Below are 25,742 nucleotides of genomic sequence, written 5' to 3'. Positions count from 1 at the left end.
TCACCTTTCGATCATGCACCGGATGCCTGCCGGAGCCCAACCGGTGCGAGCAGTTGCCACCTGGTGGACACCCGGCAGTGGCGGACGCCACCACCGAGGGTGACGGGTCAGCGGATCTGCATGCCGGAGATCGCGCGGGAGATGACCAGCCGCTGGATCTCCGAGGTGCCCTCGAAGATGGTGTAGATCTTGGCGTCCCGGTACCACCGCTCGACCGGGTGGTCGCGCAGGAAGCCCGCGCCGCCGAGCAGCTGCACCGCCCGGTCGGTCACCGCGACGGCCACCTCGCCCGCCTTGAGCTTGGACATCGAGCCCTCGCCGGCGGTGAAGGGGCGGTTGTTGCGGCCCATCCAGGAGGCCCGCCAGACCAGCAGCCGAGCGGCGTCGATCTCCATCTTCATGTCGGCCAACGCGAACGCGACCGCCTGGTTCTCGATGATCGGCCGTCCGAACTGGACTCTTTCCTTCGCGTAGTCCAGGGCGTACTCGTAGGCGGCCCGGGCCACGCCGAGCGCCTGCGCGCCGACGGTGGGCCGGGACAGCTCGAAGGTGCGCATCGCGGCCTGGCCGGAGGCCTTCCGCCCGGAGCGGGCCCGGTCGAGTCGTTCCAGCAGGGCGTCCCGGCCGCCGAGCAGGCAGCGCCCGGGCACGCGTACGTCGTCCAGGAAGACGTCGGCGGTGTGCGACGCGCGCAGCCCCAGCTTGCGCAGCTTGCGGGTCGCGTTCAGCCCGGCGGTCCCCGGCGGTACGACGAACGCGGCCTGCCCACGCGAGCCCAGCTCCGGCTCGACCGAGGCGGTGACCACGTGCACCCCGGCGATCCCGCCGTTGGTGGCGTACGCCTTCTGCCCGCGCAGCACCCACTCGTCGGTGGCCTCGTCGTAGACCGCCCGGGTACGCATCGCGCCGACGTCGGAGCCGGCCTCCGGCTCGCTGGTGCAGAACGCGGCGACGGCGGGCTGGTCGACGTCGCCGAAGCACTGCGGCACCCATTCGACCATCTGGTCGGGGGTGCCCGCGCCGTAGATGGCGGCGACCGCGAGGCCGGTGCCGAAGATGCTCAGGCCGATGCCCGCGTCACCCCAGAAGAGTTCCTCGCTGGCGATCGGCAGGGAGAGGCCGGTGGGGTCGGCCCAGCAGGTGGCGAGGAACTCGAAGCCGTAGAGGCCGACCTTCGCCGCTTCCTGGATGATCGGCCAGGGAGTCTCCTCCCGGGCGTCCCACTCGGCCGCGGCCGGGCGCACGACCTCGGCGGCGAAGCCGTGCACCCAGTCGCGTAGATCCCGCTGTTCCTCGTTCAGGTCGAGCGAGAACTCGGCCATGTCAGGACTTGGGGATGTCGAACAGGTTGGCGATGTTGGCCGCCAGGCCCAGGTCGCCCTTGGCCTTGAGCTTGCCGGTCATGAACATCATCACCGGGTTGGCGCCACCGGAGACGATCTTCAGGAACTCGACCGGGCCCATGGTGAGGCTGAGCTTCGGGTCGTGCTGCGGGGTCTCGTTGACGGTGCAGGTGCCGTCGGCGATGGCGACCTCGTAGGTGTCGGTGCCACCGTCGGGCCGGCCGGTGATGTTCCAGTGGATGACCGCGTTGGTGGAACCGGCCCGGTCGGCGCGGAACAGCTGCGGCATCCGGCCGAAGACCTCGCTGAGGATCTTGCCGCGCAGATCGCCGGACATCACCTCGGCGATCTTGTCGTCGGGGGTGGACTTGACGAGCTGCGCGAACTCCTTGGGGTCGACGTTGGCGAAGTTGGCCGGGTCGAAGTCAGTCATGGGGGAATGCACCTCTCGGGCGGGCCGACTTTGGTTACTCGGGCGTAACCTTACGCACGAGTAGGTATGCTCGCAAGAGTGTCCAGCACACCCACGTTCAAGCGCCTACCCCGGGCCGTACGCGAGCAGCAGATGCTCGACGCGGCGGTCAAGGTCTTCTCCCGGCGCGGCTTCCACGCCGCCAGCATGGACGAGATCGCCGAGGACGCCGGCATCTCCAAGCCGATGGTCTACGCCTACCTCGGCACCAAGGAGGAGCTCTTCGTCGCCTGCCTGCACCGCGAGGGCACCCGGATGATGGAGGCGATCGCCGGGGCCGCCGCCCCGGACCTGCCCGCCGACGAGCGGCTCTGGCGGGGGCTGCGCGCCTTCTTCGGCTTCGTCGGGGCGCACCGGGACGGCTGGGCGGTGCTCTACCGGCAGGCCCGGGGCTCGCAGCCGTTCGCCGCGGAGTTGGCCACGATGCGCGCCCGGCTGGTCGAGGTGGTCGCCGGGATGCTCGACCACGCGCTGCGCGCCGACGGGCGCGAGGTGGGCGAGACCGAGCTGGAGGTCGTCGCGTACGCCCTGGTCGGCGCGACCGAGTCGCTGGCCGACTGGCTCGCCGACCACCCCGAGGCCGACCCGGAGAAGACCGCCACCCGGATGATGAACGTCGCCTGGCTCGGTGCCGGCCAACTGCTGCGCGGCGCCACCTGGCGCCCCCCGGCGGCCTGACGGCCACGCCAGGAAGCGACGGTCAGCGGCGGGCGATGGCGCGACGGTCGGCGCGGCGGTGGGCGCGGCGGCGCAGCCAACGGGCCGACTCCACCAGCCCGGTGACGGCGAGGGAGAGGCCGACGCCGGCCAGCAGGGCCTTGATCGGGTCGCGCTCGAAGGCCAGGCCGCCGAAGTAGCCCAGCAGGGCGCAGTAGGTCCCCCAGGTGCCGGCCGCGAAGGCGTCGAAGAGCAGGAAGCAGCGCAGCGGGTAGCGGACGGCGCCCATGGTCAGGGTGACCGCGGTGCGGCCACCGGGCACGTACCGGGAGGTCATCAGGATCATCCCGCCACGCCGGTCCACGGCCCGGCGGGCCCACTCGGAGCCGGTCCGGCGGCGGCTCTCCGCCGGGAGCCGGGCCAGCCGGTGCGCCCCGCCACCCCGGCCGATGCCGTAGGAGATGTGGTCACCGACGAGCGCCCCGAGCGCGGCGGTCACGATCACCGCCACGATGGTCGGCTCACCGCCGGCGGCGAAGACCCCGGCGGTGATCACCACGGTCTCGCCGGGCACCGCCGGGAAGAACGCGTCGACCGCGGTGACCACGAGGATCACCAGATACACCCACGGCGAGGTGACCGTGTGGTGGAGCAGGTCGAGCACGGACTCCATGCCCTCATGCTCCGGGCTCGACCACCGCCCCCGGGCCGAGTCGGCGGATCAGGCCACCGCCGACCGCCGCCGCGCACACCCCTCGTCGTTCAGCGGACGGTGCCAACCAGGTGCGGACGGCCGGTCCGCGCGTCGTGCAGGGCGAAGTCCCAGGCCGGGGTGGCGCTGAACGCCACGGTGCCGGGCAGCGGCACCGGCAGCTTGAACGCCACGTCCACCGTGTACGCCTCCGGCAGCCGGCTCTCCAGCGCCGCCAGGCAGCGGGCCTTGCTCCACATCCCGTGCGCGATCGGGCGGGGGAAGCCGAGCAGCCGCGCCCCGAGCCGGGAGGTGTGGATCGGGTTGTGGTCGCCGGAGACCCGGGCGTAGTCCGTACCGACCCGGGGCTCGACCCGCCAGCGGGCGGTGGCGGCCGGCGGCGCGGGCCGCTCACCCCGGTCGCGCCGCCCACCGCCGCCGGGCGTGCGCTCCTTGCCCAGGTACGTCGAGACGCCGCGCCAGACCTCCTCGCCGCCGACCGACCCGACCAGGACGACGTCGACCTGCCGCCCCCGCTCGTGCGGCCGGAGGTTCTCCGCGTGGGTGACGAAGTCCAGCGTCTCGCCGGCCTCGATCGGGCGGTGCACGGTGATCTGGTTGCCCACGTGCACCACGCCGGTCAGCGCGATGGGGAACTCCGGCGTGGTCATCAGCCGCAGCGACAGCGGAAAACCCAGCACGTGCGGGTACGTCGCCGGCAGCCGGTCGGAGAGCCGGAACCCGCAGACCCGGTCGTAGTCGGCGAGGTGCGCGCGGTCCACGGTGACGCCGGCGACGGCCAGTTCGACCTCCGGCGGGGCGTCCGGGCGGCGGGACCGGCCGATGACCGGTACCGCGTCGCGCAGCGCCCGCCGGTAGAGCGCGCCGGGTGCGGGCAGCCGGGGCAGCTCGACCCGCGCCCGTGCCGCCGGGGCGGCGTGCGCGGACAGATCCGTGGTCGCGTACGCCGACAGGTCGTGGGTGGCTTCCAGGCTCACGTCGTGCTCCGACGAGGCGGCCCGGACGGCGGCCAGGTCCGCCGCCGAGATCACCTCGGTCGGCCCGTCGATGAGGTCGTGGACGGAGAGGTTCTCCGCCGGGCCGTCCGCCGGCCGCTTCTTCCTCGCCATCACGCCCCCAGCAGACTCTGGCCGCAGACCCGGACCACGTTGCCGCTGACCGCGCCGGACGCCGGCCAGGCCAGCCAGCCGATCGTCTCGGCCACGTCCACCGGCAGGCCGCCCTGCGACATGCTGTTCATCCGGCGGCCCGCCTCGCGCAGCGTCAGCGGGATACGCGCGGTCAGCCGGGTCTCGATGAACCCGGGGGCGACCGCGTTGACGCTGATCCCGCGCCCGCTCAGCGCCGGGGCCAGCGACTCGACCAGCCCGATCACGCCGGCCTTGCTGGTGGCGTAGTTGGTCTGGCCCCGGTTGCCGGCGATGCCGGCGATGGAGGAGACCGAGACGATCCGCCCGCCGGCCGGGATCAGGTCGCGGGCCAGCAGCACGTCGTTGATCCGCTCCTGGCTGGAGAGGTTGACGTCGAGCACCTGGTCCCAGCGGTCGGCGTCCATCCGGCCCAGCGTCTTGTCCCGGGTGATGCCGGCGTTGTGGATCACCACGTCGACCCGGCCGTGCCGGCCGGCGAGGTGCTCGGCGAGCCGGGTGGGAGCGTCCGGGGCGGTCAGGTCGAGCTGGACGGCGCTGCCGCCGATCTCGTTGGCCACCGCGGCCAGCTCGTCACCGGCCGCCGGGATGTCCAGCGCGACGACCTGGGCGCCGTCGCGGGCGAGCACCCGGGCCAGCGCCGCGCCGATGCCCCGCGCCGCCCCGGTGACGAGGACGACCTGCCCGTCGAGCGGGCGGTCCCAGTCCGCCGGCGGCTGGGCGGTGCCGGCGCCGACCCGGACCACCTGCCCCGAGACGTACGCGGACCGGCCCGAGAGAAGGAATCGGAGGGTCGATTCCAGGCTGGTGAGGGTGCCGGCTGAGAGGTCCGGGCCGTCCGAGGCGTTACCGGCCTCCTTCGTGACGTACACGAGCTGGGCGGTGACGCCGCGGCCGAACTCCTTGCCGATGCTGCGGGTCAGCCCCTCCAGGGCCCGCTGGGCGGTCGCCTCGCGCGGCGAGTCGCACTCCGCCGGCGGGGTGCCCAGCACGATCACCCGGCCGCTGGGCAGCAGCGCGCGGGCCTGCGGGTGGAAGAAGTCGTACAGCTGGCGCAGGCCGGTGGAGTCGGTGATGCCGGTGGCGTCGTACACCAGGGCACCGAAGCGCGCGGTGGCGTCGACGGCGGCGGGATCGCGCAGCTCGACCCCGGCGGCGGTCAGGATCTTGCCGACCGGCTCGGCGAGCCGGCCCCCGGTGGCCGTCCCGAGCAGCACCGGCCCGGGGACGAGCGGGTCGCCGGGCGTGTGCCGGCGCAGTCGCGGCGGATCGGGCAGCCCGAGGCGCTTGACCAGCGCGCGGCCGGCCCCCGATTGGACGAAGCTCGCGTACCTGTCGGTCATAGGCGTAGCCTACTGGCCAGTAGGTTGTGGGCAAGTCCTGAAACGGAGGCGGGATCGTGCAGAGCATCCGGCGGGTCGCGGTCATCGGCGGCAACCGCATCCCCTTCGCCCGGTCCAACTCCCGCTACGCGAACGCGTCCAACGCGGACATGCTGGGCGCGGCGCTGGACGGGCTGGTGGCCCGGTTCGGGCTGGCCGGGCAGCGGGTCGGCGAGGTGGTCGCCGGCGCGGTGCTCAAGCACGCGAAGGACTTCAACCTGACCCGCGAGGTGGTGCTCGGCTCGACGCTCGACCCGCACACCCCGGCGTACGACATCCAGCAGGCCTGCGGCACCGGCCTGGAGGCGGCCATCCTGGTCGCCAACAAGATCGCCCTCGGCCAGATCGAGGTGGGCATCGCCGGCGGCGTCGACACCACCTCCGACGCGCCGCTCGCGGTCAACGAGGACATGCGCCGCACGCTGCTCAAGCTCAACTCCGCCCGTACCCTCGGCGAGCGGTTGAAGATCGCGGCCAAGCTGCGGCCGCACCAGCCGTTCAAGCCGGAGATCCCGCGCAACGCCGAGCCGCGCACCGGGCTGTCGATGGGTGAGCACGCCGCGCAGACGGCGGTGCGCTGGCAGATCGACCGGCAGGCGCAGGACGAGTTGGCGCTCCGCTCGCACCAGCGGCTCGCCGCCGCGTACGACAAGGGTTTCTTCGACGACCTGATCACGCCGTACCTGGGGCTGACCCGGGATGCGAACCTCCGCCCGGACACCACACTGGAGAAGCTGGGCTCGCTCAAGCCGGTCTTCGGCGCCAAGGGCCCGGACGCCGACCAGGCGACCATGACCGCGGGCAATTCCTCCCCGCTCACCGACGGCGCGTCGGCGGTGCTGCTGGCGTCTGAGGAGTGGGCCCGGGAGCACCACCTGCCGGTGCTGGCCTGGTTCTCCTGGTCCGAGGTTGCCGCCGTCGACTTCGTGCACGGCGACGAGGGGCTGCTGATGGCCCCCGCGTACGCGGTGCCCCGGATGCTCGCCCGGGCTGGGCTGACGTTGCAGGACTTCGACTACTACGAGATCCACGAGGCGTTCGCCTCGCAGGTGCTGGCCACCCTCGCCGCCTGGGAGTCGCCGGAGTTCTGCAAGGACCGGCTGGGCCTGGACGCCCCGCTCGGGTCCATCGACCGCGACAAGCTCAACGTCAACGGCTCCTCGCTGGCCGCCGGGCACCCGTTCGCCGCCACCGGCGGCCGGATCGTCGCCACCCTGGCGAAGCTGCTCGCCGAGAAGGGGAGCGGCCGGGGGCTGATCTCCATCTGCGCGGCGGGCGGGCAGGGCGTCACCGCGATCCTGGAGCGCTGACCGTTCCGCGTGGCTGCCCGCTCGTCCACGGGACGAGCGGGTAGCGGTCCCCCGTTCGGCGGCAAAGGGCACAAAGCCTCACATTCTCGCTCCGCTCTCCCGACGATGAAGGCGTTGACCGTCCTTCACCGGGAGGTTCGTCGTGGACCGCAGACGCTGGCTGCTCGCCCTGCTCTCCGGCGCGGCGCTGATCCTCTTCCCCGGGCCCGCCGATCAGGCCGCCGCGCCCGACGTGGTCGCGCGGGCCGGCACCCTCCCCGACGACGGCGCACCGGAAGCGGGCGACGCCGGCGGCCGTCCGGACGACCCGCCCGGTCTCCGCCCCGGCGCCGACCAACCGCAGCCGGCGGCCGGGCCGAGCCTCTGCCGTCCCGGCCTGCCGCCGAGCGCGCCGCCGACCACCCGGTACCTCGACGACAACCCGCTGCTCGGCCCCGCCCGGTTGCCCACCGCATCGCCGCTCGGGCCGCTGCTCGCCGGCTACCAGCGCTTCGGCGGGCTGACCGAGCGCCGGTTCCTGGCCCGGTACACCACCAGCGCCCCCGCCGGGTACGTCTTCCCGCCGGCCAACGGCTTTGTCGTCGCGCCGGACGGCACGCCGCTCAAGACCCGGCAGACCCTGCTGGCCGGGTACCGCCTGGACCGCTTCGGCTTCGCCGGCGGCGCGTTCCTGGCACCGCTCGGCACCCCGGTCAGCGCCCGCTCCCTGGCACCGCAGAGCCTCGACACGCCGCCACTTCCCGCACCGCGGCCGGCGCTTCCGTCGGCCGCGCCGCTGGCGAACTACCACACCTACTGCGTGCTCAAGCCGTTCGACGTCGACTCCGGCCCGACCGCGCCGTGGTTCGCCCAGCCCGGCCGGGGCACCCAGTTCCAGCTGAACCCGGCGTACCTGCCGCAGGCCGGTGCGAACCTGACCGTGCAGTGGCTGGTCGACCACCGGTTCCTCGTGGAGGAATCCCTGGCCGGCACCGCCGGGGAGTGCGTGACCGACAGCGTGCCCCGGCGGGGTGGGACGGGTGGCGGCGTTCCCGCCGTACACGTCTGCTGAACCGGCGGGCGGTCACCGCAGCGGCGACCGTCGGAGCGGCCGGTGCGGAGCGGGAGGTCGGGAGTGGATCGGCACGAGGTGCGCAACGCCCTGCTGGCGACGGGACTGTCGCCGGACGCCTTCGAGCTGGAGGGGGTGCACGAGCACGTGCCGGTGCCGCCCGACTTCTGGTTCCTGCGCCGCTCCGCGGGTGGGCGCTGGGAGATCGGCCTGTACGAGCGCGGGACGCGGGACGTGCGGCAGGTCTTCGACACCGAGGAGGAGGCGTGCGCGGGACTGTGGCGGGCGCTCACCGGCCGCCCCGCGTAGCGGTCCACGACAGCTACTTGATCGTGCCCGGCGGTGCGATCCAGCGCATCGGTTGCCCGGTCACCGCCGCGATCTGGTCGAAGTCGCGGTCGTAGTGCAGCAGGGACAGGCCCTGATATTCGGCGGTCGCCGCGAGGAGCAGGTCCACGGCACCGGCGGAGCGGTGGGTGCCCCGGGCGGTCAGCTCCTCCTGGATCTCGGCCGCCCGCTCGTAGCTGCGGTCGGGCATCGCCACCCAGCTGAAGGCGGTGCGCAGGAGTTGTTGCAGCCGGGCGCGGTCGGCCGCCAAGCGCGCCGTGTAGAGGAACTCCAGCTCGACCAGCGGGCAGGTGGCCAGCAACCCGGCGGTGGCGGCGGGCTCCCACCGGGACCGCAGCGCCGGGTCGCGGACCAGGCGGACCAGTGCGCTGGTGTCGACCAGGTAGTCGGCGAGCTTCACGACCGGTAGCTGTCCTTGTCGAGCAGTTCGTCGAAGTCGCCGGCCTCCCCGCGCACGCCCAGCTCGGCGAGGGCCCGCGCCCGTCGCAGCCGGGCCGCGCCTTCCCGGAGCGCCACGTTGACGGTGTCCTTCTTGGTCTTCGTGCCGAAGGCCTCCGCCGCGTCCGCCAGGGCGTCGTCGTCGACATCTACGAGGATCTTGGTCATCGGCGCCTCCTATATACGGACAGCGTCGCGAGTATATCCGTTTCGGCCCGGTCGACGGGGCATCTCGGAGGTGCCGGACAATGGGCACGTGACGACGATCCCGAACGTGCTCGCCAACCGGTACGCCTCACCCGAGCTGGTCGCCCTCTGGTCACCGGAGGAGAAGGTACGGCTGGAACGGCGGCTCTGGCTCGCCGTACTGAAGGCGCAGCGCGACCTCGGCGTGGCCGTGCCGGACGGGGTGGTCGAGGCGTACGAGCGGGTGGTCGACGACGTCGACCTGGCCTCCATCGCCGAGCGGGAGCGGGTCACCCGGCACGACGTGAAGGCCCGGATCGAGGAGTTCAGCGCGCTCGCCGGGCACGAGCACGTGCACAAGGGGATGACCTCCCGGGACCTCACCGAGAACGTCGAGCAGCTCCAGGTACGCCGCTCGCTGGAGCTGATCCGGGACCGCGTCGTCGCCGCCCTGGCCCGGCTGGCCTGGCTCGCCCACGAGCACTCCGGACTGGTGATGACCGGGCGCTCGCACAACGTCGCCGCGCAGGCCACCACGCTGGGCAAGCGTTTCGCGTCGGCCGCCGAGGAGCTGCTGATCGCGTACGAGCGGCTGGAAGACCTGATCAACTGGTACCCGCTGCGCGGGATCAAGGGCCCGGTCGGCACCGCCGCCGACCAGCTCGACCTCTTCGACGGCGACGCGGAGAAGGTGGCCGAGCTGGAGCGCCGGGTGGCCGGGCACCTCGGGTTCAACCGGGTGCTGGACAGCGTCGGGCAGGTCTACCCGCGCTCGATCGACGTGGCGGTGCTCGCGGCGCTCTCCCAGGTCGCCGCCGCGCCGTCCTCGCTGGCCACCACGATCCGGCTGATGGTCGGCCAGGAGCTGGTCACCGAGGGCTTCAAGCCCGGCCAGGTCGGCTCCAGCGCGATGCCGCACAAGATGAACACCCGCTCATCGGAGCGGGTGAACGGCTTCGCCGTGATCATCCGGGGCTACCTGTCGATGGTCGGCGAACTGGCCGGCGACCAGTGGAACGAGGGGGACGTCTCCTGCTCGGTGGTCCGCCGGGTGGCCCTGCCGGACGCGTTCTTCGCCGCCGACGGGCTCTTCCAGACCTTCCTCACCGTGCTGGACGAGTTCGGGGCGTACCCGGCGGTGATCAACCGGGAACTGGAGCGGTTCCTGCCCTTCCTGGCCACCACCAAGATCCTGGTGGCGGCGGTACGTCGGGGCGTCGGCCGCGAGGTCGCCCACGAGGTGATCAAGGAGCACGCGGTCGCCGTCGCGCTCGCCATGCGGGAGAAGGGCGCCGCCGAGAACGACCTCTTCGACCGCCTCGCCGCCGACGGTCGCCTCGGCCTGACCCGCGCCGAGATCGACGCCCTGGTCGCCGACCCCACCACCTTCACCGGCGCCGCCCAGGCCCAGGTCGACGCGGTCACCAAGCGCATCACCGCGGTCGTGACGGCCCACCCCGAGGCCGCCACCTACTCCCCGCCGCCCATCCTCTGAGCCCATCCCCCGAGCACCCGTCCTGGTTTCCGCTGGGAGATCGCCTCCGTTTGCGGCGAGTCGCGGTGTCATCCGGTCGGGACACCGCGACACGCCGCGAACGGAGTGGATCAGGCGCGGCGTCGCCGGCCCAGGGTCAGGAGTTGCGGGTGGGGGTGTCGGCGGCGGAGGAGAGGTTCGGGGCGCTCGCCGGCTCCGCGATGCCGCCGGGGGCCTCGGTGAAGCCGGGCTCCTGGGCGGTCTCCGCCGCGACCAGCGGTTGGTCGCTCGGCATGACGTCGGGCACCTTGGGTACGACGATCACCGCCGTGCCGTACGCGCAGATCTCCATCCACATCTCGCCGCAGTCGCGGCTGTCGAAGCGCATCCCCACCACGGCGTTCGCGCCGATCCGGAGGGCCTCCTCGCCGAGCCGGGCCACCGAGTCGGTCCGCCACCGGGTGAGGTTGTCCGGCGCCATCGGGTCGTACGCGCCACCGCGCAGGTTCTTGACCCCCTCGCGGTACGGGTTGCGCGTCCGGGCCATCGATGAGACCACTTCGCCGAGGATCTGGCGGATCTCGTAGCCGGGCAGTTGATCCGTCGTCACGACCAGCACGGTTCCGATGCTGTCAGTCCGCGCCCGGGCCGTTCGCGAGCCGTGTTCACCTGATCGGATGCTGCAAAACGAGGCGGCGCGGACGACGGGCGCTCGCCCGGCCATCCGCGCCGCCACGGCGCTAACCGTCAGACACCGGAAACCGAGGTGATCCAGGCCCGGTTGTACGCGACGCTGCCGTAGTTCTGGATGCTCACGCCGTCGGCGGTGGAGGCGACCCCGACCTGCCGGCCGTTGTAGAACTGCGGGCCGCCGGAGTCACCGCGCCAGGCGTTGCCGCTGATCTCCGTGCTGCGGATCGCCTGCCCGCCGTACGCGTCGGTCACGTTGGTGCTGGTCACCTGGACCGAGGCGGTCTTGAGCTGGCTGGAGGCCGAGCAGCCGCTGTAGCAGGTCATGCCCCAGCCGTAGATCGTGTTGGTGGAGCCGACCGGCGGGTTGCTGCTGGCCAGCGTCACCGCGCTGGTGGTGACCGGGCTGGACAGGCGCATCAGGGCGAGGTCGTAGCGGCTGTAGGTGGCGCTGACCGTACGGGTGACGCCGCCCGAGGAGCGGTAGACGCTGCCCACCCGGACGGACATCGAGCCGCTGATGCAGTGCCGGGCGGTGAGCACCCACTGCGACGAGATCACGCTGCCGGAGCAGGTGAACGAGCCGTTGCTGAACACCGCTGCGGCCCACGGCGCGGAGGAGACGGTGTTGCCGCCGATGATCGGCTGGGGGCCGGCCGGGGCGGCGGTGGCGCCGGAGGCGGTGGCGAGGACGCCGGCGAGCGCGGTGGTCAGCACCGCGAGCAGGGGGCGGAGGCGCATGGGGGAACTCCTTGGTCGGGGGGCCCGGGGTCGCCGGGTGGAGTCGGCCTCGGCGGGCGGGGGTGACCCGCCGGGGACGTCGAAAGCATCGACATCTGCCGATGTAGGCTAGAGCCCGCGAGTCCCGTTCACAAGAGTTATATCGAGATTAACGGATGTGACGCCGCAGGCTCGGGGCCTGCTCGTCCGTGTTTGTCGGGAACCGGTCAGCGCTGGCGCAGTCGCCCCGGGATTTGCCTGGTCAGCGGGGCGGCGATGGCGGTTCGCCGACGCGAGAGGCAACGAAATCGCATCGGCCCGGCAACGAACGCGCATCGGCCCTCCGTCGGGACGGGTCGTTATGTCGATCACTGCCTGAACTGCCCCCGGCCGGTGCGTCCGGACCGGAATCTGCCAGGTACGCTGGCTGCGCTCGCCCGTAGTGGGCCGGCACCCAACTGCGTACACAGTCAGGAGTGCCCAGTGCCTCGCGTCGTCGTCGACGTCATGCTCAAGCCCGAGATCCTCGATCCTCAGGGCCAGGCCGTCGCAAACGCGCTGCCGCGGCTCGGCGTCAGTGACGTCGCCTCTGTCCGGATCGGCAGGCGGATCGAGATCGAGTTCACCGGCGAACCGGACCTGGACCGGGCCCGCGAGATCGCCGACAAGCTGCTCGCCAACCCCGTCATCGAGGACTTCACCGTCCGGGTGGTCGAGGCGGACGAGACCGTGGACGCGCACCCGTGACCGCCCGCGTCGGTGTGGTGACCTTCCCCGGTTCGCTGGACGACGGGGACGCGGCCCGGGCCGTACGGATCGCCGGGGCCGAGCCGGTCCGGCTCTGGCACGGCGACGCGGAGCTGCACGGGGTGGACGCCGTCGTCCTCCCGGGAGGCTTCTCCTACGGCGACTACCTGCGCTGCGGCGCCATCGCCCGGTTCGCCCCGGTGATGGACCGGATCGTGGACGCGGCCCGGGGCGGCCTGCCGGTGCTCGGCATCTGCAACGGCTTCCAGATCCTCTGCGAGGCCCACCTGCTGCCCGGCGCGCTCACCCGCAACCAGCACCTGCACTTCCGCAACCGGGACCAGATCCTGCGCGTCGAGTCGACCGGCACCGCCTGGACGAACGCCTTCCAGGCCGGTCAGGAGATCCTGATCCCGGTCAAGAACGGCGAGGGCTGCTACGTCGCGGACACCGCGACCCTGGACGAGTTGGAGGGCGAGGGGCGCGTCGTCGCCCGCTACGTCGGCGGCAACCCCAACGGGTCGCAGCGCGACATCGCCGCGATCACCAACCCCGCCGGCAACGTGGTCGGCATCATGCCGCACCCCGAGCACGCGGTGGAGGCGCTCACCGGCCCCTCCCTGGACGGTCTCGGCTTCTTCACCTCGGTGCTCAAGCACCTGGTGGGGGCGCCGGCGTGACCGTGCGCGGCGGGATCATCGGTCGGCTCCCCCGCCCGACGGGCGGCCACGAGCGCAGCGAGGAGACGTCATGACCACCCATCCGGACCCGGTCGTACGGGAGACACCGGGCACCTTCCCGGCCGCCCCGACTGAGCCGCGCGCGGCCACCGTGGTGCCGCAGGGCGGCCCGGCCGACGCGGGCCGGCACGCCGGCTCGACGCCGGCCGTCGACTGGACCGCCGGCGTGGACACCGTGTCGCAGGCCGCCGGCACTCCCGAGGAGCTCCAGCCGTACGCCGAGCTGGGCCTGCGGGACGACGAGTACGACCGGATCCGGGACATCCTCGGCCGGCGCCCCACCCAGTCCGAGCTGGCCATGTACTCGATCATGTGGAGCGAGCACTGCTCCTACAAGTCGAGCAAGGTGCACCTGCGCCAGTTCGGCGAGAAGGCCCCGCCGAGCGACCGGCTGCTCGCCGGCATCGGTGAGAACGCCGGCGTCGTGCGGATCTCCGACGAGCTGGCGGTGACCTTCAAGGTCGAGTCGCACAACCACCCGAGCTTCGTCGAGCCGTACCAGGGCGCGGCCACCGGGGTCGGCGGCATCGTCCGGGACATCCTCGCCATGGGCGCCCGCCCGGTCGCCGTGATGGACCCGCTGCGCTTCGGCGCGGCCGACCACCCGGACACCGCCCGGGTGCTGCCCGGCGTGGTCGCCGGCGTCGGCGGCTACGGCAACTGCCTCGGCCTGCCCAACATCGGCGGCGAGCTGGTCTTCGACCCCTGCTACCAGGGCAACCCGCTGCTCAACGCGCTCTGCCTCGGCGTGCTGCCGGTCGACCGGCTGCAGAAGAAGGACGCCACCGGCCCGGGCAACATCGTGGTGCTGCTCGGCGCCAAGACCGGCCGGGACGGCATCGGCGGCGTGTCGGTGCTGGCCAGCGCCACCTTCGACGAGGGCAGCGAGCAGCGCCGCCCGTCCGTGCAGGTGGGTGACCCGTTCACCGAGAAGCTGCTGATCGAGGCCTGCCTGGAGCTGTACGACGCCGAGCTGGTCGTCGGCATCCAGGACCTGGGCGGCGCCGGCCTGACCTGCGCGCTCACCGAGACCGCCGCCTCCGCCGGCACCGGCATGCGGGTGTGGCTGGAGCGGGTGCCGCTGCGCGAGCCCTCGATGGAGCCGCACGAGATCCTGGCCAGCGAGTCCCAGGAGCGGATGCTGCTGGTCGTCGCCCCGGAGAAGCTGGAGGCGGTCCTCAAGACCGCCGACAAGTGGGGCGTGCTGGCCACCGCGATCGGCGAGGTCACCGCGCCGTCCCCGGACGGGCAGCCGGGCCGGCTGCTGGTCACCTGGAACGACCACGTGGTGGTCGACGTGCCGCCGGGTTCGCTGGTGGACGACGGCCCGGTCTACGCCCGCCCGATGCGCGAGCCGGCCGACCTGATCCTGCTCCAGGCCGACCGGGCCGAGACGCTGCCCCGGCCGAGCACGCCGGAGGCGCTGCGGGAGACCCTGCTCCGCATGATCGCGTCGCCGAACCTGGCCGACAAGACCTGGGTCACCGAGCAGTACGACCGGTACGTGCTGGGCAACACCGTGCTCGCCCAGCCGGAGGACTCCGGCGTGATCCGGATCGACGAGCGCACCGGCCTCGGGGTGGCCCTGTCGGTGGACGGCAACGGCCGGTACGCCCGCCTCGACCCGTACAACGGGACCAAGCTGGCGCTGGCCGAGGCGTACCGGAACGTGGCGGTGACCGGCGCGAAGCCGATCGCCGTGACCAACTGCCTCAACTTCGGCTCGCCGGAGGACCCGGGCGTGATGTGGCAGTTCGCCGAGGCCGTGCGCGGCCTGGCGGACGGCTGCCTCGAGCTGGGCATCCCGGTGACCGGCGGCAACGTCAGCTTCTACAACCAGACCGGCGCCGCCGCGATCCACCCGACCCCGGTGGTCGGTGTGCTCGGCGTGCTGGACAACGTCGCCGACCGGGTGCCGATGGGCTTCGCCCCGCGGGCCGGTGGCGACCACGACCAGCTCTTCCTGCTCGGTGACACGCACGTCGAGCTCTCCGGCTCGGAGTGGGCCTGGGTGACCCACGAGCACCTGGGCGGCATGCCGCCGCAGGTCGACCTGGCCCGCGAGCGGGTGCTGGCCGAGCTGATGGCCGAGGCGGCCCGGGTGGGTCACCTCAGCTCCGCGCACGACCTCTCCGACGGTGGTCTCGCCCAGAGCCTGGTCGAGTCCTGCCTGCGGCGCGGGGTCGGCGCCCGGATCGCCGTGCCGGAGCGGTTCGCCGACGGTTCGCTGCCGTTCGTCTTCCTGTTCAGCGAGTCGGCCGGCCGGGTGCTGGTCTCGGTGCCGCGCGGTCGCGAGAAGGCGTTCACCGCCCTCTGTGGTGAGCGCGGTGTGCCGTGGGAGCTGATCGGCGTGACCGACCCGGCGGGCGGTGCCCTCGAGGTGCACGGCCAGTTCCGGATCGGCCTGGACGAGCTGCGCGAGGTGCACACCGCCACCCTGCCGCGGCTCTTCGGCGGCGCGGAGGCAGCCCAGGTCGAGGTCGAGGCCACCCGGACCGGCACCACCACCGTCGCGCCGGCCACCGTCGCGCAGCCGCTGGACGTGCCGACCGCCGCCGACACCGAGGCCGAGCGGGCCGAGGCCGACGAGGACGCGCAGCCGGAGCCGGCCGCCGCCGACGAGTCGCCCCGGCCCGAGGCCGACGTCGCCGAAGGCACCGTCGCCGAGCCCACCGCCGTCGAGGCGGCGGAGCGGGAGCGTCCGACCACGGAGGTCACCGCAGATGCGACGGCTCCCGACGCTCCGGCGGCCCCGTCCGACCCGGGTGACGACGAGCAGTCCTCGGCGCCCGATAAGCGCTGAGGCGTTGGCCGGGGCCGTCTACGCCCAACCCGGTTCCGGCGCCCGGTTCGACTGGGGGCTGACCGGGGCGGCCGAGCTCGGCCGGGTCTGCGCCGTGCTGGTGGTGGTGGACGTGCTCTCGTTCACCACCGCCGTCGAGGTGGCGGTCGGCCGCGGCATGCGGGTGCACCCGTTCCCCTGGAATGAGCAGGCGGCGGACTTCGCGCGGCGGGTCGGCGCGGTCGCCGCGGTCGGCCGCCGGCAGACCACCCCGGAGCACCCGTGGTCGCTCTCGCCGGCGGCGTTGAGCACCGCACCGGTCGTCACCGACCTGGTGCTGCCGTCGCCGAACGGCTCCGCCATCAGCGCCGCCGCCAGCGCCACCGGCCTGCCGGTGGTCGCGGCGTGCCTGCGCAACGCCCGCGCCGTCGGGCGTTGGCTGCGCCGCCAGGGGTACGGCTCGACCGACGCCCCGGTGGGCGTGGTGGCCGCCGGTGAACGCTGGCCGGACGGCTCGCTGCGCCCCTGCGTGGAGGACCAGTTGGGCGCGGCGAGCGTGCTGGACGCTCTCTCCGGCGTACCGGGTGGCCTCTCGGTGGAGGCGGCGATGGCGCTCGCCGCGCTGGCCAGCACCCCTGACGTTCCGGCGGCGGTGCGCGGCTGTGTGTCCGGCCGGGAGCTGATCGAGGGCGGCTTCGCCGGCGACGTGGAGGTCGCCGTGCGGGTCGGCGTCTCCGAGGTGGTGCCGCTGCTGCGCCAGGGCGTCTTCTCCGCCGCCTGACCAGGCGATGTGAAAGGGCCGCCCGGTGCTCCGGGCGGCCCTTTCACGTCGGTCCCTGGGGTCAGTCGTCCAGCCAGTCGAGGCGACGACCGCCACGGTCCTGCTGCGGCGCCGCGTCCGGCCGCCCCCGACCCGCCTGGGCCTGGTCGCCGTAGTAGCCGCCGCCCTGCTGCTGGTCGTAGCCCCGGTCGTCGTACCCGCCGGTGCGCTGCTGCGGCGGCTCCTGGTCGTAGCCGCCCTGCTGGCCGTAGCCACCCTGGCCGGCGCCGTAGCCGCCGGCCGGCTGCTCGTAGCCGCCGCCCTGCTGGTCGTACCCGCCCTGGCCGGCGCCGTAGCCGCCGGCCGGCTGCTCGTAGCCGCCCTGGGCAGCGCCGTAACCGTTGTCGTACCCCGGCTGCTGGCCGCCGGCGTCGTAGCCGCCGCCCGGCCCGCCGTAGCCGTTGCCGTAGCCGTTGCCGCCGGCCGGTTCCTGACCCCGGCCGTACGGCGCCGGGTCCGGCTGGCCGTAGCCGTGGCCCTGGTCGGGCTGGTAGGTGCTGGTCGGGTAGGGGTCGGCCGCCGGGGCGTACGCGCCGGTGCTCTCCCCGGTGTACCGGCCGGTGGGCTCGTCGTAGCGCTCGCCGTAGCCGCCACCCTGGTCCTGGCCGGCGTAGCCCGGGCTGCCGGCCGGTGCGCTGTAGTCCCGGCTGCCGTAGCCGCCGCCGGAGGCCGGAGCGTTGCCGTAGCCGCCGGCCGCCGCGCCGGCCGCGCCGGCCGCGCCGTAACCGGCGTCGGCGGACGGGGCGCCGTAGCCGCCACCCGAGGCGGGAGCGTTGCCGTAGCCGCCGCCGGAGGAGGGGGCGTTGCCGTAGCCGTTCTGCTGGCCGTATCCGCCCTGGGCGGGCTCGTCGCCGTAGCCGCTGCCGGCCCAGCCGCCCGCCGCGACACCCGCGGCGCCGTACGGCTGCGGCGGAGCCCCGTACGGGTCCGGCGGGACGTCGTCCACGACCGGACGGTGCATCATCGTCGGCGCGTCGCTGAGCGAGGTGCCGCCGATCATGGTGGGGTCCGGCCCGGCCGCTCCGACCCGGTTGACCACGCGGGTCTGGTCGTCGGCCCCCCGGAACGCGCCCCGCGCGCCGGGAACCGCGCCCGCGGCGGCAGCGCCGGCCGGAGCGTCGTCGTCCTCCTCGTCGGCGTTCTTGCGCCGCATCCAGAGCAGCACGATCGTGCCGACGCCGGCCGCGACGAGCAGGCCGCCGAGCAGGATGATGATGAAGGAGCCGGCGCCGCCGCCGTCTTCGTTGGCTGCCGCCTGGGCCTGCGCGGTCGCCTCGGCGGTCTCCTCCGTGGCCTCGTCGGTTGCCTCATCGGTGGGCAACGGCTCCTCGGTCGCCGACGGCGTGGCGCTCGGTGAGACCTCCACCTTGAGCGCCAGGGCGATCCGCTGGCCGGTCAGGCTCTGGCCGGCGCTCGCGTTGATCGTCCTGGTCGCGACGATGTTGTCCTTGCTCGCGCCGAGGTCAATCCGGCCGGGGCTGATCGGCTGCGAGCTGGAGCCGCTGAAGCGGTAGTTGCCGCTGCCGTCGCTGGTGGTCTGGTACTGGTGGCCCTGCGAGTCGCGCAGCATCACCACGGCGTTGGGCACCGCGTCGCCGTTCGCGGCCACGGTCACCTTGCCGGAGATCGTCTTGACCGTCTGCGTCTCCGATGGGGTCGGCGCTGCCTTGGCGACCAGGGTGACGTTGGTCGACCCTTGGTCCCCCCCCAACGGGCCCTCCGAGGCCCTGACGGTGATCGTGGCGGATCCGTTGGTCGCGTTGTCTGCCGCCTTGAAGGTGGCGTCGTAACTGCCACTTTCGGTCACATTGCCGCGGTTGCAGCCCTCAATGCATGTCAACTTCGAGTTGTCGGAGCTGACGCTGACATTTGCGGGGACCGGGTTGGTCGGGTCGAACCTGAGGGTGTAGGTGACCTTGGTGGTCTTGCCTGCCTCGACCGAACCCGGGGATGCAGAGACGTTACTGACCTTGGTATCCGCGAACGCTGGTGTGGCGGGGACGGTGAGCAGGGCGCCGGCAACCAGCGCTACGACCACACCGGCCCGCTGCTTCCAGGCACGTCGGTGTGTTGACACGTCCACCGCCTTCCGGACTGACTTCCCGGGCCGGGTGGGCCCGGAATCATCACGGTACGAATACGCCGTCGGCAACTATGCCTTGTCTGACCGGATCAGCGCGACCCAGGGCCAGCGTCGCGGCCTCTGCCGTCGAGTCGTATCGTCCCGTCGTGTCCTCTCCGCACATTAAGTCCGCCGCGGTCGCGGCGGCGTTGTCGGCGCTCGACGAGGGGCGTACGCCCGAACGGCCGGTGTACCGAGAGGCGGTCCGTGCCTTGTTGACCGCCCTCGCGGAGCGCGCCCCCGGCCGATCGGTGGAGGTGCGTGTCCCACCTTACGGTGCAGTTCAGTGCCTTCCGGGCCCCCGACACACCCGGGGCACCCCGCCGAACGTGGTCGAGATGGATCCGGCGACCTGGTTGGCGCTGGCGACCGGACGGCTGTCGTGGGCCGAAGCCGTCACCGAGGGTCGCGTACAGGTGAGTGGGAACCGGGCGGACCTCTCCGCGCATCTACCCCTCTAGCAGCGACTCCACGGCCGCCGTGGTGACGCGCTGGAGCCAAATCGTGACTATCTGTATCGACTGCCATTCGCGTACACTGTCAGGCGACGACAGTGGTCCCGGCCGAGGAACGCGGATCAGCACCTCTGATTCCGCCAGGCCAGTCCAGACCAGCATGAGGGAGCGGCAGGGTGCCCCGAGGCGACGGCCGGCTGAGCCACGACCTTGATCCCCAACGACCCGGCCCGCAGGACGCCTGTGGCGTCTTCGGTGTCTGGGCCCCCGGCGAAGAGGTCGCCAACCTGACCTACTTCGGCCTCTACGCGCTCCAGCACCGGGGTCAGGAGGCCGCCGGCATCGCGGTGAGCGACGGTTCCGGTGTCGTGGTCTACAAGGATCTCGGTCTGGTGGCCCAGGTCTTCGACGAGCCGACGCTGGCGAGCCTGCGCGGCCACGTCGCGATCGGGCATGCCCGTTACTCCACCACCGGCGGTTCGACCTGGGAGAACGCCCAGCCGACCATCCGGTCCACAACCTCAGGCACGACCATCGCGCTGGCCCACAACGGGAACCTGGTCAACACCGCCGAGCTGCAGAAGGAGGTCGCCGAGCGGGGTCTGGTCGCCGACGGCGCCACCAACGACACCTCGCTGGTGACCATGCTGCTGGCCAGCCGCCCCGACCTGTCCGTGGAGGCCGCCGCGCTGGAGGTGCTGCCGCAGCTGCGGGGCGCGTTCAGCTTCGTCTTCATGGACGAGTCGACGCTCTACGCGGCCCGCGACCCGCACGGCGTACGCCCGCTGGTGCTCGGCCGGCTGGAGCGCGGCTGGGTGGTGGCCAGCGAGACGGCCGCGCTGGACATCGTCGGCGCCAGCGTGGTCCGCGAGGTCGAGCCGGGTGAGCTGATCGCCATCGACGCCGACGGGCTGCGGTCGGCCCGGTTCGCCGCGCCGGAGCCCAAGGGCTGCCTCTTCGAGTACGTCTACATCGCCCGCCCGGACGCCACCATCGCCGGGCGCAACGTGCACTCCGCCCGGGTGCAGATCGGCCGCCAGCTCGCCAAGGAGCACCCGGTCGAGGCCGACCTGGTGATCCCGGTGCCGGAGTCCGGCACGCCGGCCGCGATCGGGTACGCCGAGGAGTCCGGCATCACCTACGGCGCCGGCCTGATGAAGAACCCGTACGTCGGGCGCACCTTCATCCAGCCGTCGCAGACCCTGCGCCAGCTCGGCATCCGGCTCAAGCTCAACCCGCTGCGGGAGAACGTGCGGGGCAAGCGGCTGGTGGTGGTCGACGACTCGATCGTGCGCGGAAACACCCAGCGGGCCATCGTGCGGATGCTGCGCGAGGCGGGCGCGCTGGAGGTGCACGTGCGGATCTCCTCGCCGCCGGTCAACTGGCCGTGCTTCTACGGCATCGACTTCGCCACCCGCGCCGAACTGCTGGCCAACGGGCTGGACAACGAGGGCATCCGCCGGTCGATCGGCGCCGACACCCTCGGGTACGTCTCACTCCCGGGTCTCATCGCCGCGACCGAGCAGCCCAAGACCCGGCTCTGCCGCGCCTGCTTCGACGGGGAGTACCCGATCGAGCTGCCGGCCGGGAACCTGATCGGCAAGCACGTGCTCGAAGGAGTGGGGCGGCGGGTCACGAACCAGCCCTCCGACGACCTCGGGCACATCGCCCCACCGCTCGTCGCCACTCCCGGCGGCGCGACCGTCCACCCGTAGCACCACCGGCGCCGCCCGGCACCCCGAGCGGCACCGAGAACCAAAGGGGAGAACCGTGACGCACGTGTCCGAGCGCAGCGGCGCAGGAAGCAGCCCGACGGGCGCCGGCGGCGACCGCCAGCCCTGGACGGCCGGCTCCGGCCGCACGGCGCGCAAACGCTCGGTCTCGTACGCGGACGCCGGTGTGTCGATCGAGGCGGGCGACCGCGCGGTCGAGCTGCTGAAGTCCAAGGTCAAGCAGACCCGGCGGCCGGAGGTCATGGGCGACCTCGGCGGCTTCGCCGGCCTGTTCCGCCTGGACACCAAGAAGTACAAGAACCCGATCCTGGCCTCGTCCACCGACGGCGTGGGCACCAAGCTGGTGATCGCGCAGCAGATGGACATCCACGACACGGTCGGCATCGACCTGGTCGCGATGGTCGTCGACGACCTGGTGGCCTGCGGCGCCGAGCCGCTGTTCCTGCTCGACTACATCGCCACCGGCGAGGTCGTGCCGGACAAGGTCGCCGAGATCGGCGCCGGCATCGCCGACGGCTGCCGGTACGCCGGCTGCGCGCTGCTCGGTGGCGAGACCGCCGAGCACCCGGGTGTGCTGCGCCCCGACGAGTACGACATCTCCGCGACCGGCGTCGGTGTGGTCGAGGAGAGCGACATCCTCAGCCCGGAGCGGGTCGAGGTCGGCGACGTGGTGATCGCCATGCGCTCCTCGGGCCTGCACTCCAACGGCTACTCCCTGGTCCGGCACGTGCTGCTCGGCGCGGGCCGGATGCGGCTGGACGTGGTGATCGAGGACTTCGGCCGGCAGCGCACCCTCGGCGAGGAGCTGCTCACCCCGACCAAGATCTACGCGCAGGACTGCCTCAAGCTGATCGCCGAGGCCGAGGTGCGGGCCCTGGCCCACGTCACCGGCGGCGGCATCCCGGGCAACCTGGTGCGGGTCCTGCCGGAGCACGTCGACGCGGTGGTCAACCGCTCCACCTGGAAGCCGCAGCCGGTCTTCGACCTGATCCAGACCAAGGGCCGGATCGAGGACCCGGAGATGGAGGCGACCTTCAACATGGGCGTCGGCATGTTCGCGATCGTCTCGGCCGAGGACGCCGACCGGGCGCTGGCCACCCTGACGGGCCGCGGCGTCGACGCCTGGCAGGCCGGCGAGATCATCGAGGGTTCCGGCAACGTGCAGATGATCGGGCAGCACACCCGCGGGTGATCACGCTGCGTTGATCATCCGGGCACCTGATCAGGGCTTCACCCGAGTGGCCATCGCCGCCTAGCCTGAAGGGCCTCAGGCACGGGGGAGGAGGGCCGATGGCTGCTCGGGCACAGCCCGTGACGGGGATGCGGGGCATCGCCGGAGTTCCCTCGTACGTGGTGATGCAGCCGACCACCCTGTGCAACCTGGACTGCGTCTACTGCTACCTGCCGTTCCGTGCCGTCGACCGGCGGATGCCGGTGGCGGTCGCGGAGGCGGTTGCCGCCGCCGTCGACCCGTGGGCGGCCACCGGGCGGTTCTCGGTGGTGTGGCACGGCGGTGAGCCCCTCGCGGCCGGCCGGGAGCACCTGGCGGCCCTGATGGCCCCGTTCGGGCCGCAGGTGGAGCACCACGTCCAGACCAACGCCACGCTGATCGACGACGCCTGGTGCGCGTTCTTCGTCGAGCACGGCGTGCGGGTGAGCGTGAGCGTGGACGGCCCCCGGGAGCGCAACGGCGACCGGGTGACCCGGGCCGGGCAGCCGGCGTACGACCGGATCGTGCGCGGGGTGACGGCGCTGCGCCGGCACGGCCTGCCGTTCTCGGCGCTCGCCGTGGTGAGCCGGCCCGCCCCCGGCTACGCCACCGAGCTGTACGACTACTTCCTCGACCTCGGCTGCGACGTGCTCGGCGTCAACATCGAGGAGACCGAGGGGGTCAACACCCGCGCCAACGCGCACGACGCGGCGACGGTGACCGCGTTCTGGGCGGAGCTGGTCGCGGCCTGGCGCCGGGCGCCCCGGATCCACCTGCGGGAGGTGGAGTGGTCGTTGCGCTACGCCGCGGCGGTGCTGGACGGCGCGGCGGACGACCTGCTGCCCCGGCAGCTCGACCCGATCCCCACGATCGGCCACGACGGGTCGGTGACCGTGCTCTCCCCCGAGTTGGCCGGCTTCACCCACCCCCGCTACGGCGACTTCAGCAGCGGCAACGTGCTGGCGACCCCGCTGGCCGAGATCCTGGCCGGCGCGGCGGGCACGCCGTGGGTCGGCGAGTTCCTGGCCGGGGTCGAGGCGTGCCGGTCGTCCTGCCCGTACTTCGGCTTCTGCGGTGGCGGCCACGCGGCCAACCGTTACTTCGAGCTGGGGCGTTTTGACGGTACGGAGACCGAGCACTGCCGCAACAGCAAGATCCGCCTACTGGAGGGAGTGTTGGAGCATGCCCGAGACCACGAGTCACCGGCAGCCTGAGCACGTCGGGAGAGGTGCCGTCGATCCGGTCGTGGACCGGGTCCGGCAGGCCGCCCCGGGGCTTACCGCCCTGCTCCACGAGGCCGAGGCCGCGCGTCGGTCACGGGCGGAGGTGTCGGGTCCCGACGGCGCCAGCGCGGTCTGCGCCTGGAACCACTTCGAGAACATCCCGACGTTCTACAACTGGAACAACCGCCCGCGCTGAACAGGCCGCGATCAGGGACCTGCCGGCCGGCCGGAGAGCGTTCCGGCGGGGCGAGGTCCCTGATCGTCGGTCGTGGTGCCGCTTCTGTCGGGCACATGCGTGAGCACGCGGGGAGTTACCGCGTGCTCAGATGCGACCGGAGGTCAGCGGGTCGGAGGAACCCAGGGATCCGGGTCGTCGTCCGCGTGATCCTCATCATCGTCGTCGACATACTCTTTGTAGTCGTCGTCGAAGTTGTGCTCAGACTTACCAGCACCCGCCAGTTCGCGCTGCAAGGCGGTGAGGTCGGTGTTCGGGGAGTGGTACTTCAACTCCCGGGCCACCTTCGTCTGCTTGGCCTTAGCACGGCCGCGCCCCATGGCTCGACCCCCTCGCACAGAATGCGGGGCAGCCCGAAGGCGGGCCCCGATGACGTCAGGCATCTCTCGTGGCTCTTACGGTACATGGGGATGCCACCGTTCGGCACCTCGGGTTACCGTCAGCCGGCCCTGCGCGTCGCAGCGATCCGGCCGTCACCGAGTGTACCCGGTAAGGAGCGGATGCCGGGGCTGGCCGTGACACCGGACAGACCGTGACGAACTCCCCGAATGGAGCTTACTCGGGGGAGCCCCGGGGCGCGGGGCGGTGCCCGCACCCCGGGGGCCGCCGTCAGCGCAGGAGGATGCCGCGCAGCCGGCCCACGTCGGCCATCCGGCGCTCGGCCAGCCGGTCGGCGGCCACCGCCGGCGGCACGCCCTCGTCGTCGGCGAGCTGCAGGATCTCCCGGGTGGTGTCGTAGATCTTCGTGGCGCGCAGCTTGGCCCGCTCGAAGTTGAAGCCCTCGATCTCGTCGGCGACCTGGATCACGCCGCCGGCGTTCACCACGTAGTCGGGGGTGTAGAGGATGCCCCGGTCGGCGAGCAGCTTCTCGATGCCCGGGTGGGCGAGCTGGTTGTTGGCGGCCCCGGTGACGACCTTGGCGCGCAGCGCCGGCACGGTGTCGTCGTTGAGGGCGCCGCCCAGCGCGCACGGGGCGTACACGTCGATGTCGGCGGCGACGAGCGCGGAGGCGTCGTCGACCAGCTCGACCTGCGGGTGGGTGGTGCGCACCCACTCCAGGGCCTTCGGGTTGACGTCGGTCGCCACGACCTCGGCGCCGTCGTCGAGCAGGTGCTTGGTGAGGTACTTGCCGACCTTGCCCAGGCCGGCCACGCCGACCCGCTTGCCGGCCAGCGTCGGCGCACCCCAGACGTGCTCGGCGGCGGCGCGCATGCCCTGGAACACGCCCCAGGCGGTGAGGATCGAGGAGTCGCCGGCGCCGCCGTGCTCCACGCTGCGGCCGGTGACGTAGCGCGTCTCCCGGGCGATCACGTCCATGTCGGCGACGTAGGTGCCGACGTCGCAGGCGGTGTAGTAGCGGCCGGCCAGCGACTCGACGAACCGGCCGTACGCGCGCAGCAGCGCCTCGCTCTTGATCTGCTCCGGGTCGCCCCAGATGACCGCCTTGCCGCCGCCCAGGTCCAGCCCGGCGAGGGCGTTCTTGTACGCCATGCCACGGGACAGGTCGAGCACGTCCGCCAGCGCCGCCTCCTCGCTGGCGTACGGGTAGAACCGGGTGCCGCCGAGCGCGGGGCCCAGCGCGGTCGAGTAGATGCCGATGATCGCCTTGAGGCCGGTCTGCTTGTCCTGGCAGAAGACGACCTGTTCGTGACCGGTCGATCCCGGATCGTCGGTGCTCGCGAATACGCCCATGGCTTGCTCCTGTTTCGGTGTGCGCCCTTGTGGGACGCGGACCTGGGTGGAC

The 25,742-nt window shown here is 72.7% G+C and carries 26 protein-coding genes; 14 read left to right on the top strand and 12 right to left on the bottom strand.

Translation table 11 applies throughout. From position 1 onward, the window contains the following. Window positions 1–107 precede the first annotated feature (107 nt). Window positions 108–1,322, bottom strand: a complete 1,215-nt coding sequence (locus ACTMTB_RS07035; RefSeq protein WP_154940702.1) for an acyl-CoA dehydrogenase family protein — start codon at window positions 1,320–1,322, stop codon at window positions 108–110. Between the two features lies 1 nt (window position 1,323). Further along, entirely contained in the window at window positions 1,324–1,776 is a 453-nt protein-coding gene (locus ACTMTB_RS07030) for an SCP2 sterol-binding domain-containing protein (protein WP_441143391.1), read from the bottom strand. A 78-nt stretch (window positions 1,777–1,854) separates the two neighbouring features. Between ACTMTB_RS07030 and ACTMTB_RS07025 the strand changes: the two genes are divergently transcribed. Continuing rightward, window positions 1,855–2,493, top strand: coding sequence for a TetR/AcrR family transcriptional regulator (locus ACTMTB_RS07025; RefSeq protein WP_280840524.1), 639 nt, complete (start codon window positions 1,855–1,857; stop codon window positions 2,491–2,493). Between the two features lie 22 nt (window positions 2,494–2,515). On the opposite strand, the gene ACTMTB_RS07020 is transcribed toward ACTMTB_RS07025, so the two are convergent. From ACTMTB_RS07020 to ACTMTB_RS07010, 3 genes are all read right to left on the bottom strand, one after another. After that, window positions 2,516–3,145 (bottom strand): DedA family protein, encoded by a 630-nt coding sequence (locus tag ACTMTB_RS07020; RefSeq protein ID WP_441143389.1) that lies wholly within the window; start codon window positions 3,143–3,145, stop codon window positions 2,516–2,518. An 89-nt stretch (window positions 3,146–3,234) separates the two neighbouring features. After that, a complete protein-coding gene (locus tag ACTMTB_RS07015) occupies window positions 3,235–4,293 on the bottom strand; it encodes a MaoC/PaaZ C-terminal domain-containing protein (protein ID WP_441143387.1) in 1,059 nt (352 codons plus the stop codon). Next, on the bottom strand, window positions 4,293–5,675 hold the full coding sequence (locus ACTMTB_RS07010; protein ID WP_441143385.1) for a 3-oxoacyl-ACP reductase: 1,383 nt from the start codon (window positions 5,673–5,675) through the stop codon (window positions 4,293–4,295). The genes ACTMTB_RS07015 and ACTMTB_RS07010 overlap by 1 nt, the downstream gene beginning before the upstream one ends. A gap of 56 nt (window positions 5,676–5,731) precedes the next feature. Between ACTMTB_RS07010 and ACTMTB_RS07005 the strand changes: the two genes are divergently transcribed. The 3 genes from ACTMTB_RS07005 to ACTMTB_RS06995 all read left to right on the top strand — a co-directional run bounded on the left by ACTMTB_RS07005 (window position 5,732) and on the right by ACTMTB_RS06995 (window position 8,384). Then, window positions 5,732–7,024 carry an acetyl-CoA C-acetyltransferase gene (locus ACTMTB_RS07005; RefSeq protein WP_441143383.1) on the top strand — a complete coding sequence of 431 codons (1,293 nt, stop codon included), beginning with the start codon at window positions 5,732–5,734 and terminating at the stop codon, window positions 7,022–7,024. 142 nt (window positions 7,025–7,166) lie between these two features. Continuing rightward, window positions 7,167–8,075 carry a TNT domain-containing protein gene (locus ACTMTB_RS07000; RefSeq protein ID WP_441143381.1) on the top strand — a complete coding sequence of 303 codons (909 nt, stop codon included), beginning with the start codon at window positions 7,167–7,169 and terminating at the stop codon, window positions 8,073–8,075. 63 nt (window positions 8,076–8,138) lie between these two features. Continuing rightward, complete coding sequence (locus ACTMTB_RS06995) at window positions 8,139–8,384, top strand: hypothetical protein (RefSeq protein ID WP_179802599.1); 246 nt, start codon at window positions 8,139–8,141, stop codon at window positions 8,382–8,384. Window positions 8,385–8,397: 13 nt separating this feature from the next. Here ACTMTB_RS06995 and ACTMTB_RS06990 read toward each other — a convergent pair whose 3' ends face one another. Both ACTMTB_RS06990 and ACTMTB_RS06985 read right to left on the bottom strand, forming a co-directional pair. Further along, the gene (locus ACTMTB_RS06990; RefSeq protein WP_441143379.1) at window positions 8,398–8,823 is read right to left on the bottom strand and encodes a PIN domain nuclease; all 426 of its coding nucleotides are present in this window, start codon (window positions 8,821–8,823) and stop codon (window positions 8,398–8,400) included. After that, window positions 8,820–9,029 (bottom strand): type II toxin-antitoxin system VapB family antitoxin, encoded by a 210-nt coding sequence (locus ACTMTB_RS06985; RefSeq protein ID WP_346537326.1) that lies wholly within the window; start codon window positions 9,027–9,029, stop codon window positions 8,820–8,822. The genes ACTMTB_RS06990 and ACTMTB_RS06985 overlap by 4 nt, the downstream gene beginning before the upstream one ends. Window positions 9,030–9,117: 88 nt before the next feature. Between ACTMTB_RS06985 and purB the strand changes: the two genes are divergently transcribed. Then, the gene (gene purB / locus ACTMTB_RS06980; RefSeq protein ID WP_441143376.1) at window positions 9,118–10,542 is read left to right on the top strand and encodes an adenylosuccinate lyase; all 1,425 of its coding nucleotides are present in this window, start codon (window positions 9,118–9,120) and stop codon (window positions 10,540–10,542) included. 136 nt (window positions 10,543–10,678) lie between these two features. On the opposite strand, the gene ACTMTB_RS06975 is transcribed toward purB, so the two are convergent. Both ACTMTB_RS06975 and ACTMTB_RS06970 read right to left on the bottom strand, forming a co-directional pair. Beyond that, entirely contained in the window at window positions 10,679–11,245 is a 567-nt protein-coding gene (locus tag ACTMTB_RS06975; protein WP_441144015.1) for a YbjQ family protein, read from the bottom strand. Window positions 11,246–11,268: 23 nt separating this feature from the next. Further along, the gene (locus ACTMTB_RS06970) at window positions 11,269–11,952 is read right to left on the bottom strand and encodes a S1 family peptidase (protein WP_441143374.1); all 684 of its coding nucleotides are present in this window, start codon (window positions 11,950–11,952) and stop codon (window positions 11,269–11,271) included. 462 nt (window positions 11,953–12,414) lie between these two features. Here ACTMTB_RS06970 and purS point away from each other — a divergent pair, with 462 nt between their 5' ends. From purS to ACTMTB_RS06950, 4 genes are all read left to right on the top strand, one after another. Next, window positions 12,415–12,678, top strand: coding sequence for a phosphoribosylformylglycinamidine synthase subunit PurS (gene purS / locus ACTMTB_RS06965; protein WP_088959474.1), 264 nt, complete (start codon window positions 12,415–12,417; stop codon window positions 12,676–12,678). Next, window positions 12,675–13,358 (top strand): phosphoribosylformylglycinamidine synthase subunit PurQ, encoded by a 684-nt coding sequence (purQ, locus tag ACTMTB_RS06960; RefSeq protein ID WP_154940681.1) that lies wholly within the window; start codon window positions 12,675–12,677, stop codon window positions 13,356–13,358. The genes purS and purQ overlap by 4 nt, the downstream gene beginning before the upstream one ends. 70 nt (window positions 13,359–13,428) lie before the next feature. After that, window positions 13,429–16,221, top strand: coding sequence for a phosphoribosylformylglycinamidine synthase subunit PurL (purL, locus tag ACTMTB_RS06955; protein WP_441143372.1), 2,793 nt, complete (start codon window positions 13,429–13,431; stop codon window positions 16,219–16,221). Between the two features lie 4 nt (window positions 16,222–16,225). Beyond that, window positions 16,226–16,981 carry a 2-phosphosulfolactate phosphatase gene (locus ACTMTB_RS06950; protein WP_441143370.1) on the top strand — a complete coding sequence of 252 codons (756 nt, stop codon included), beginning with the start codon at window positions 16,226–16,228 and terminating at the stop codon, window positions 16,979–16,981. Between the two features lie 61 nt (window positions 16,982–17,042). On the opposite strand, the gene ACTMTB_RS06945 is transcribed toward ACTMTB_RS06950, so the two are convergent. Continuing rightward, a complete protein-coding gene (locus tag ACTMTB_RS06945) occupies window positions 17,043–19,097 on the bottom strand; it encodes a carboxypeptidase-like regulatory domain-containing protein (RefSeq protein WP_441143368.1) in 2,055 nt (684 codons plus the stop codon). 152 nt (window positions 19,098–19,249) lie between these two features. Here ACTMTB_RS06945 and ACTMTB_RS06940 point away from each other — a divergent pair, with 152 nt between their 5' ends. From ACTMTB_RS06940 to amcA, 5 genes are all read left to right on the top strand, one after another. Then, a complete protein-coding gene (locus ACTMTB_RS06940; RefSeq protein ID WP_210774374.1) occupies window positions 19,250–19,603 on the top strand; it encodes a sterol carrier family protein in 354 nt (117 codons plus the stop codon). A gap of 170 nt (window positions 19,604–19,773) precedes the next feature. Then, window positions 19,774–21,312, top strand: coding sequence for an amidophosphoribosyltransferase (gene purF / locus ACTMTB_RS06935; RefSeq protein WP_441143366.1), 1,539 nt, complete (start codon window positions 19,774–19,776; stop codon window positions 21,310–21,312). Window positions 21,313–21,367: 55 nt separating this feature from the next. Further along, window positions 21,368–22,522: a phosphoribosylformylglycinamidine cyclo-ligase gene (gene purM, locus ACTMTB_RS06930; protein ID WP_441143364.1), complete on the top strand. Its 1,155-nt coding sequence runs from the start codon at window positions 21,368–21,370 to the stop codon at window positions 22,520–22,522. Between the two features lie 128 nt (window positions 22,523–22,650). Further along, entirely contained in the window at window positions 22,651–23,754 is a 1,104-nt protein-coding gene (amcB, locus tag ACTMTB_RS06925) for a cyclophane-forming radical SAM peptide maturase AmcB (protein WP_441144013.1), read from the top strand. Further along, complete coding sequence (amcA, locus tag ACTMTB_RS06920) at window positions 23,723–23,959, top strand: multiple cyclophane-containing RiPP AmcA (protein ID WP_441143362.1); 237 nt, start codon at window positions 23,723–23,725, stop codon at window positions 23,957–23,959. Before amcB ends, amcA begins: the two co-directional genes overlap by 32 nt. 143 nt (window positions 23,960–24,102) lie before the next feature. On the opposite strand, the gene ACTMTB_RS06915 is transcribed toward amcA, so the two are convergent. Together ACTMTB_RS06915 and ACTMTB_RS06910 are read right to left on the bottom strand one after the other, a co-directional pair. Next, window positions 24,103–24,318, bottom strand: coding sequence for a DUF3073 domain-containing protein (locus ACTMTB_RS06915; RefSeq protein WP_179802609.1), 216 nt, complete (start codon window positions 24,316–24,318; stop codon window positions 24,103–24,105). 289 nt (window positions 24,319–24,607) lie between these two features. After that, complete coding sequence (locus ACTMTB_RS06910) at window positions 24,608–25,690, bottom strand: Glu/Leu/Phe/Val family dehydrogenase (RefSeq protein WP_441143360.1); 1,083 nt, start codon at window positions 25,688–25,690, stop codon at window positions 24,608–24,610. Between the last annotated feature and the right edge of the window lie 52 nt (window positions 25,691–25,742).

This window comes from Micromonospora sp. L32 (genome assembly GCF_052068055.1).
GTDB classification, from domain to species: domain Bacteria; phylum Actinomycetota; class Actinomycetes; order Mycobacteriales; family Micromonosporaceae; genus Micromonospora; species Micromonospora purpureochromogenes.
Note: the sequence above shows the minus strand (reverse complement) of the source record. Positions and strands in the feature narration are given on the sequence as shown.

Bases quoted from the DNA above. Each gene is read 5' to 3' on its own strand.
- ACTMTB_RS07035 (WP_154940702.1), bottom strand. From the start codon at position 1,322: ATGGCCGAGTTCTCGCTCGACCTGAACGAGGAACAGCGGGATCTACGC.
- ACTMTB_RS06975 (WP_441144015.1), bottom strand. From the start codon at position 11,245: ATGGCCGGGCGAGCGCCCGTCGTCCGCGCCGCCTCGTTTTGCAGCATC.
- ACTMTB_RS06985 (WP_346537326.1), bottom strand. From the start codon at position 9,029: ATGACCAAGATCCTCGTAGATGTCGACGACGACGCCCTGGCGGACGCG.
- ACTMTB_RS06915 (WP_179802609.1), bottom strand. From the start codon at position 24,318: ATGGGGCGCGGCCGTGCTAAGGCCAAGCAGACGAAGGTGGCCCGGGAG.
- ACTMTB_RS07010 (WP_441143385.1), bottom strand. From the start codon at position 5,675: ATGACCGACAGGTACGCGAGCTTCGTCCAATCGGGGGCCGGCCGCGCG.
- ACTMTB_RS07020 (WP_441143389.1), bottom strand. From the start codon at position 3,145: ATGGAGTCCGTGCTCGACCTGCTCCACCACACGGTCACCTCGCCGTGG.
- ACTMTB_RS06910 (WP_441143360.1), bottom strand. From the start codon at position 25,690: ATGGGCGTATTCGCGAGCACCGACGATCCGGGATCGACCGGTCACGAA.
- amcB (WP_441144013.1), top strand. From the start codon at position 22,651: ATGCGGGGCATCGCCGGAGTTCCCTCGTACGTGGTGATGCAGCCGACC.
- ACTMTB_RS07030 (WP_441143391.1), bottom strand. From the start codon at position 1,776: ATGACTGACTTCGACCCGGCCAACTTCGCCAACGTCGACCCCAAGGAG.
- ACTMTB_RS07015 (WP_441143387.1), bottom strand. From the start codon at position 4,293: ATGGCGAGGAAGAAGCGGCCGGCGGACGGCCCGGCGGAGAACCTCTCC.
- amcA (WP_441143362.1), top strand. From the start codon at position 23,723: ATGCCCGAGACCACGAGTCACCGGCAGCCTGAGCACGTCGGGAGAGGT.
- ACTMTB_RS06970 (WP_441143374.1), bottom strand. From the start codon at position 11,952: ATGCGCCTCCGCCCCCTGCTCGCGGTGCTGACCACCGCGCTCGCCGGC.
- purL (WP_441143372.1), top strand. From the start codon at position 13,429: ATGACCACCCATCCGGACCCGGTCGTACGGGAGACACCGGGCACCTTC.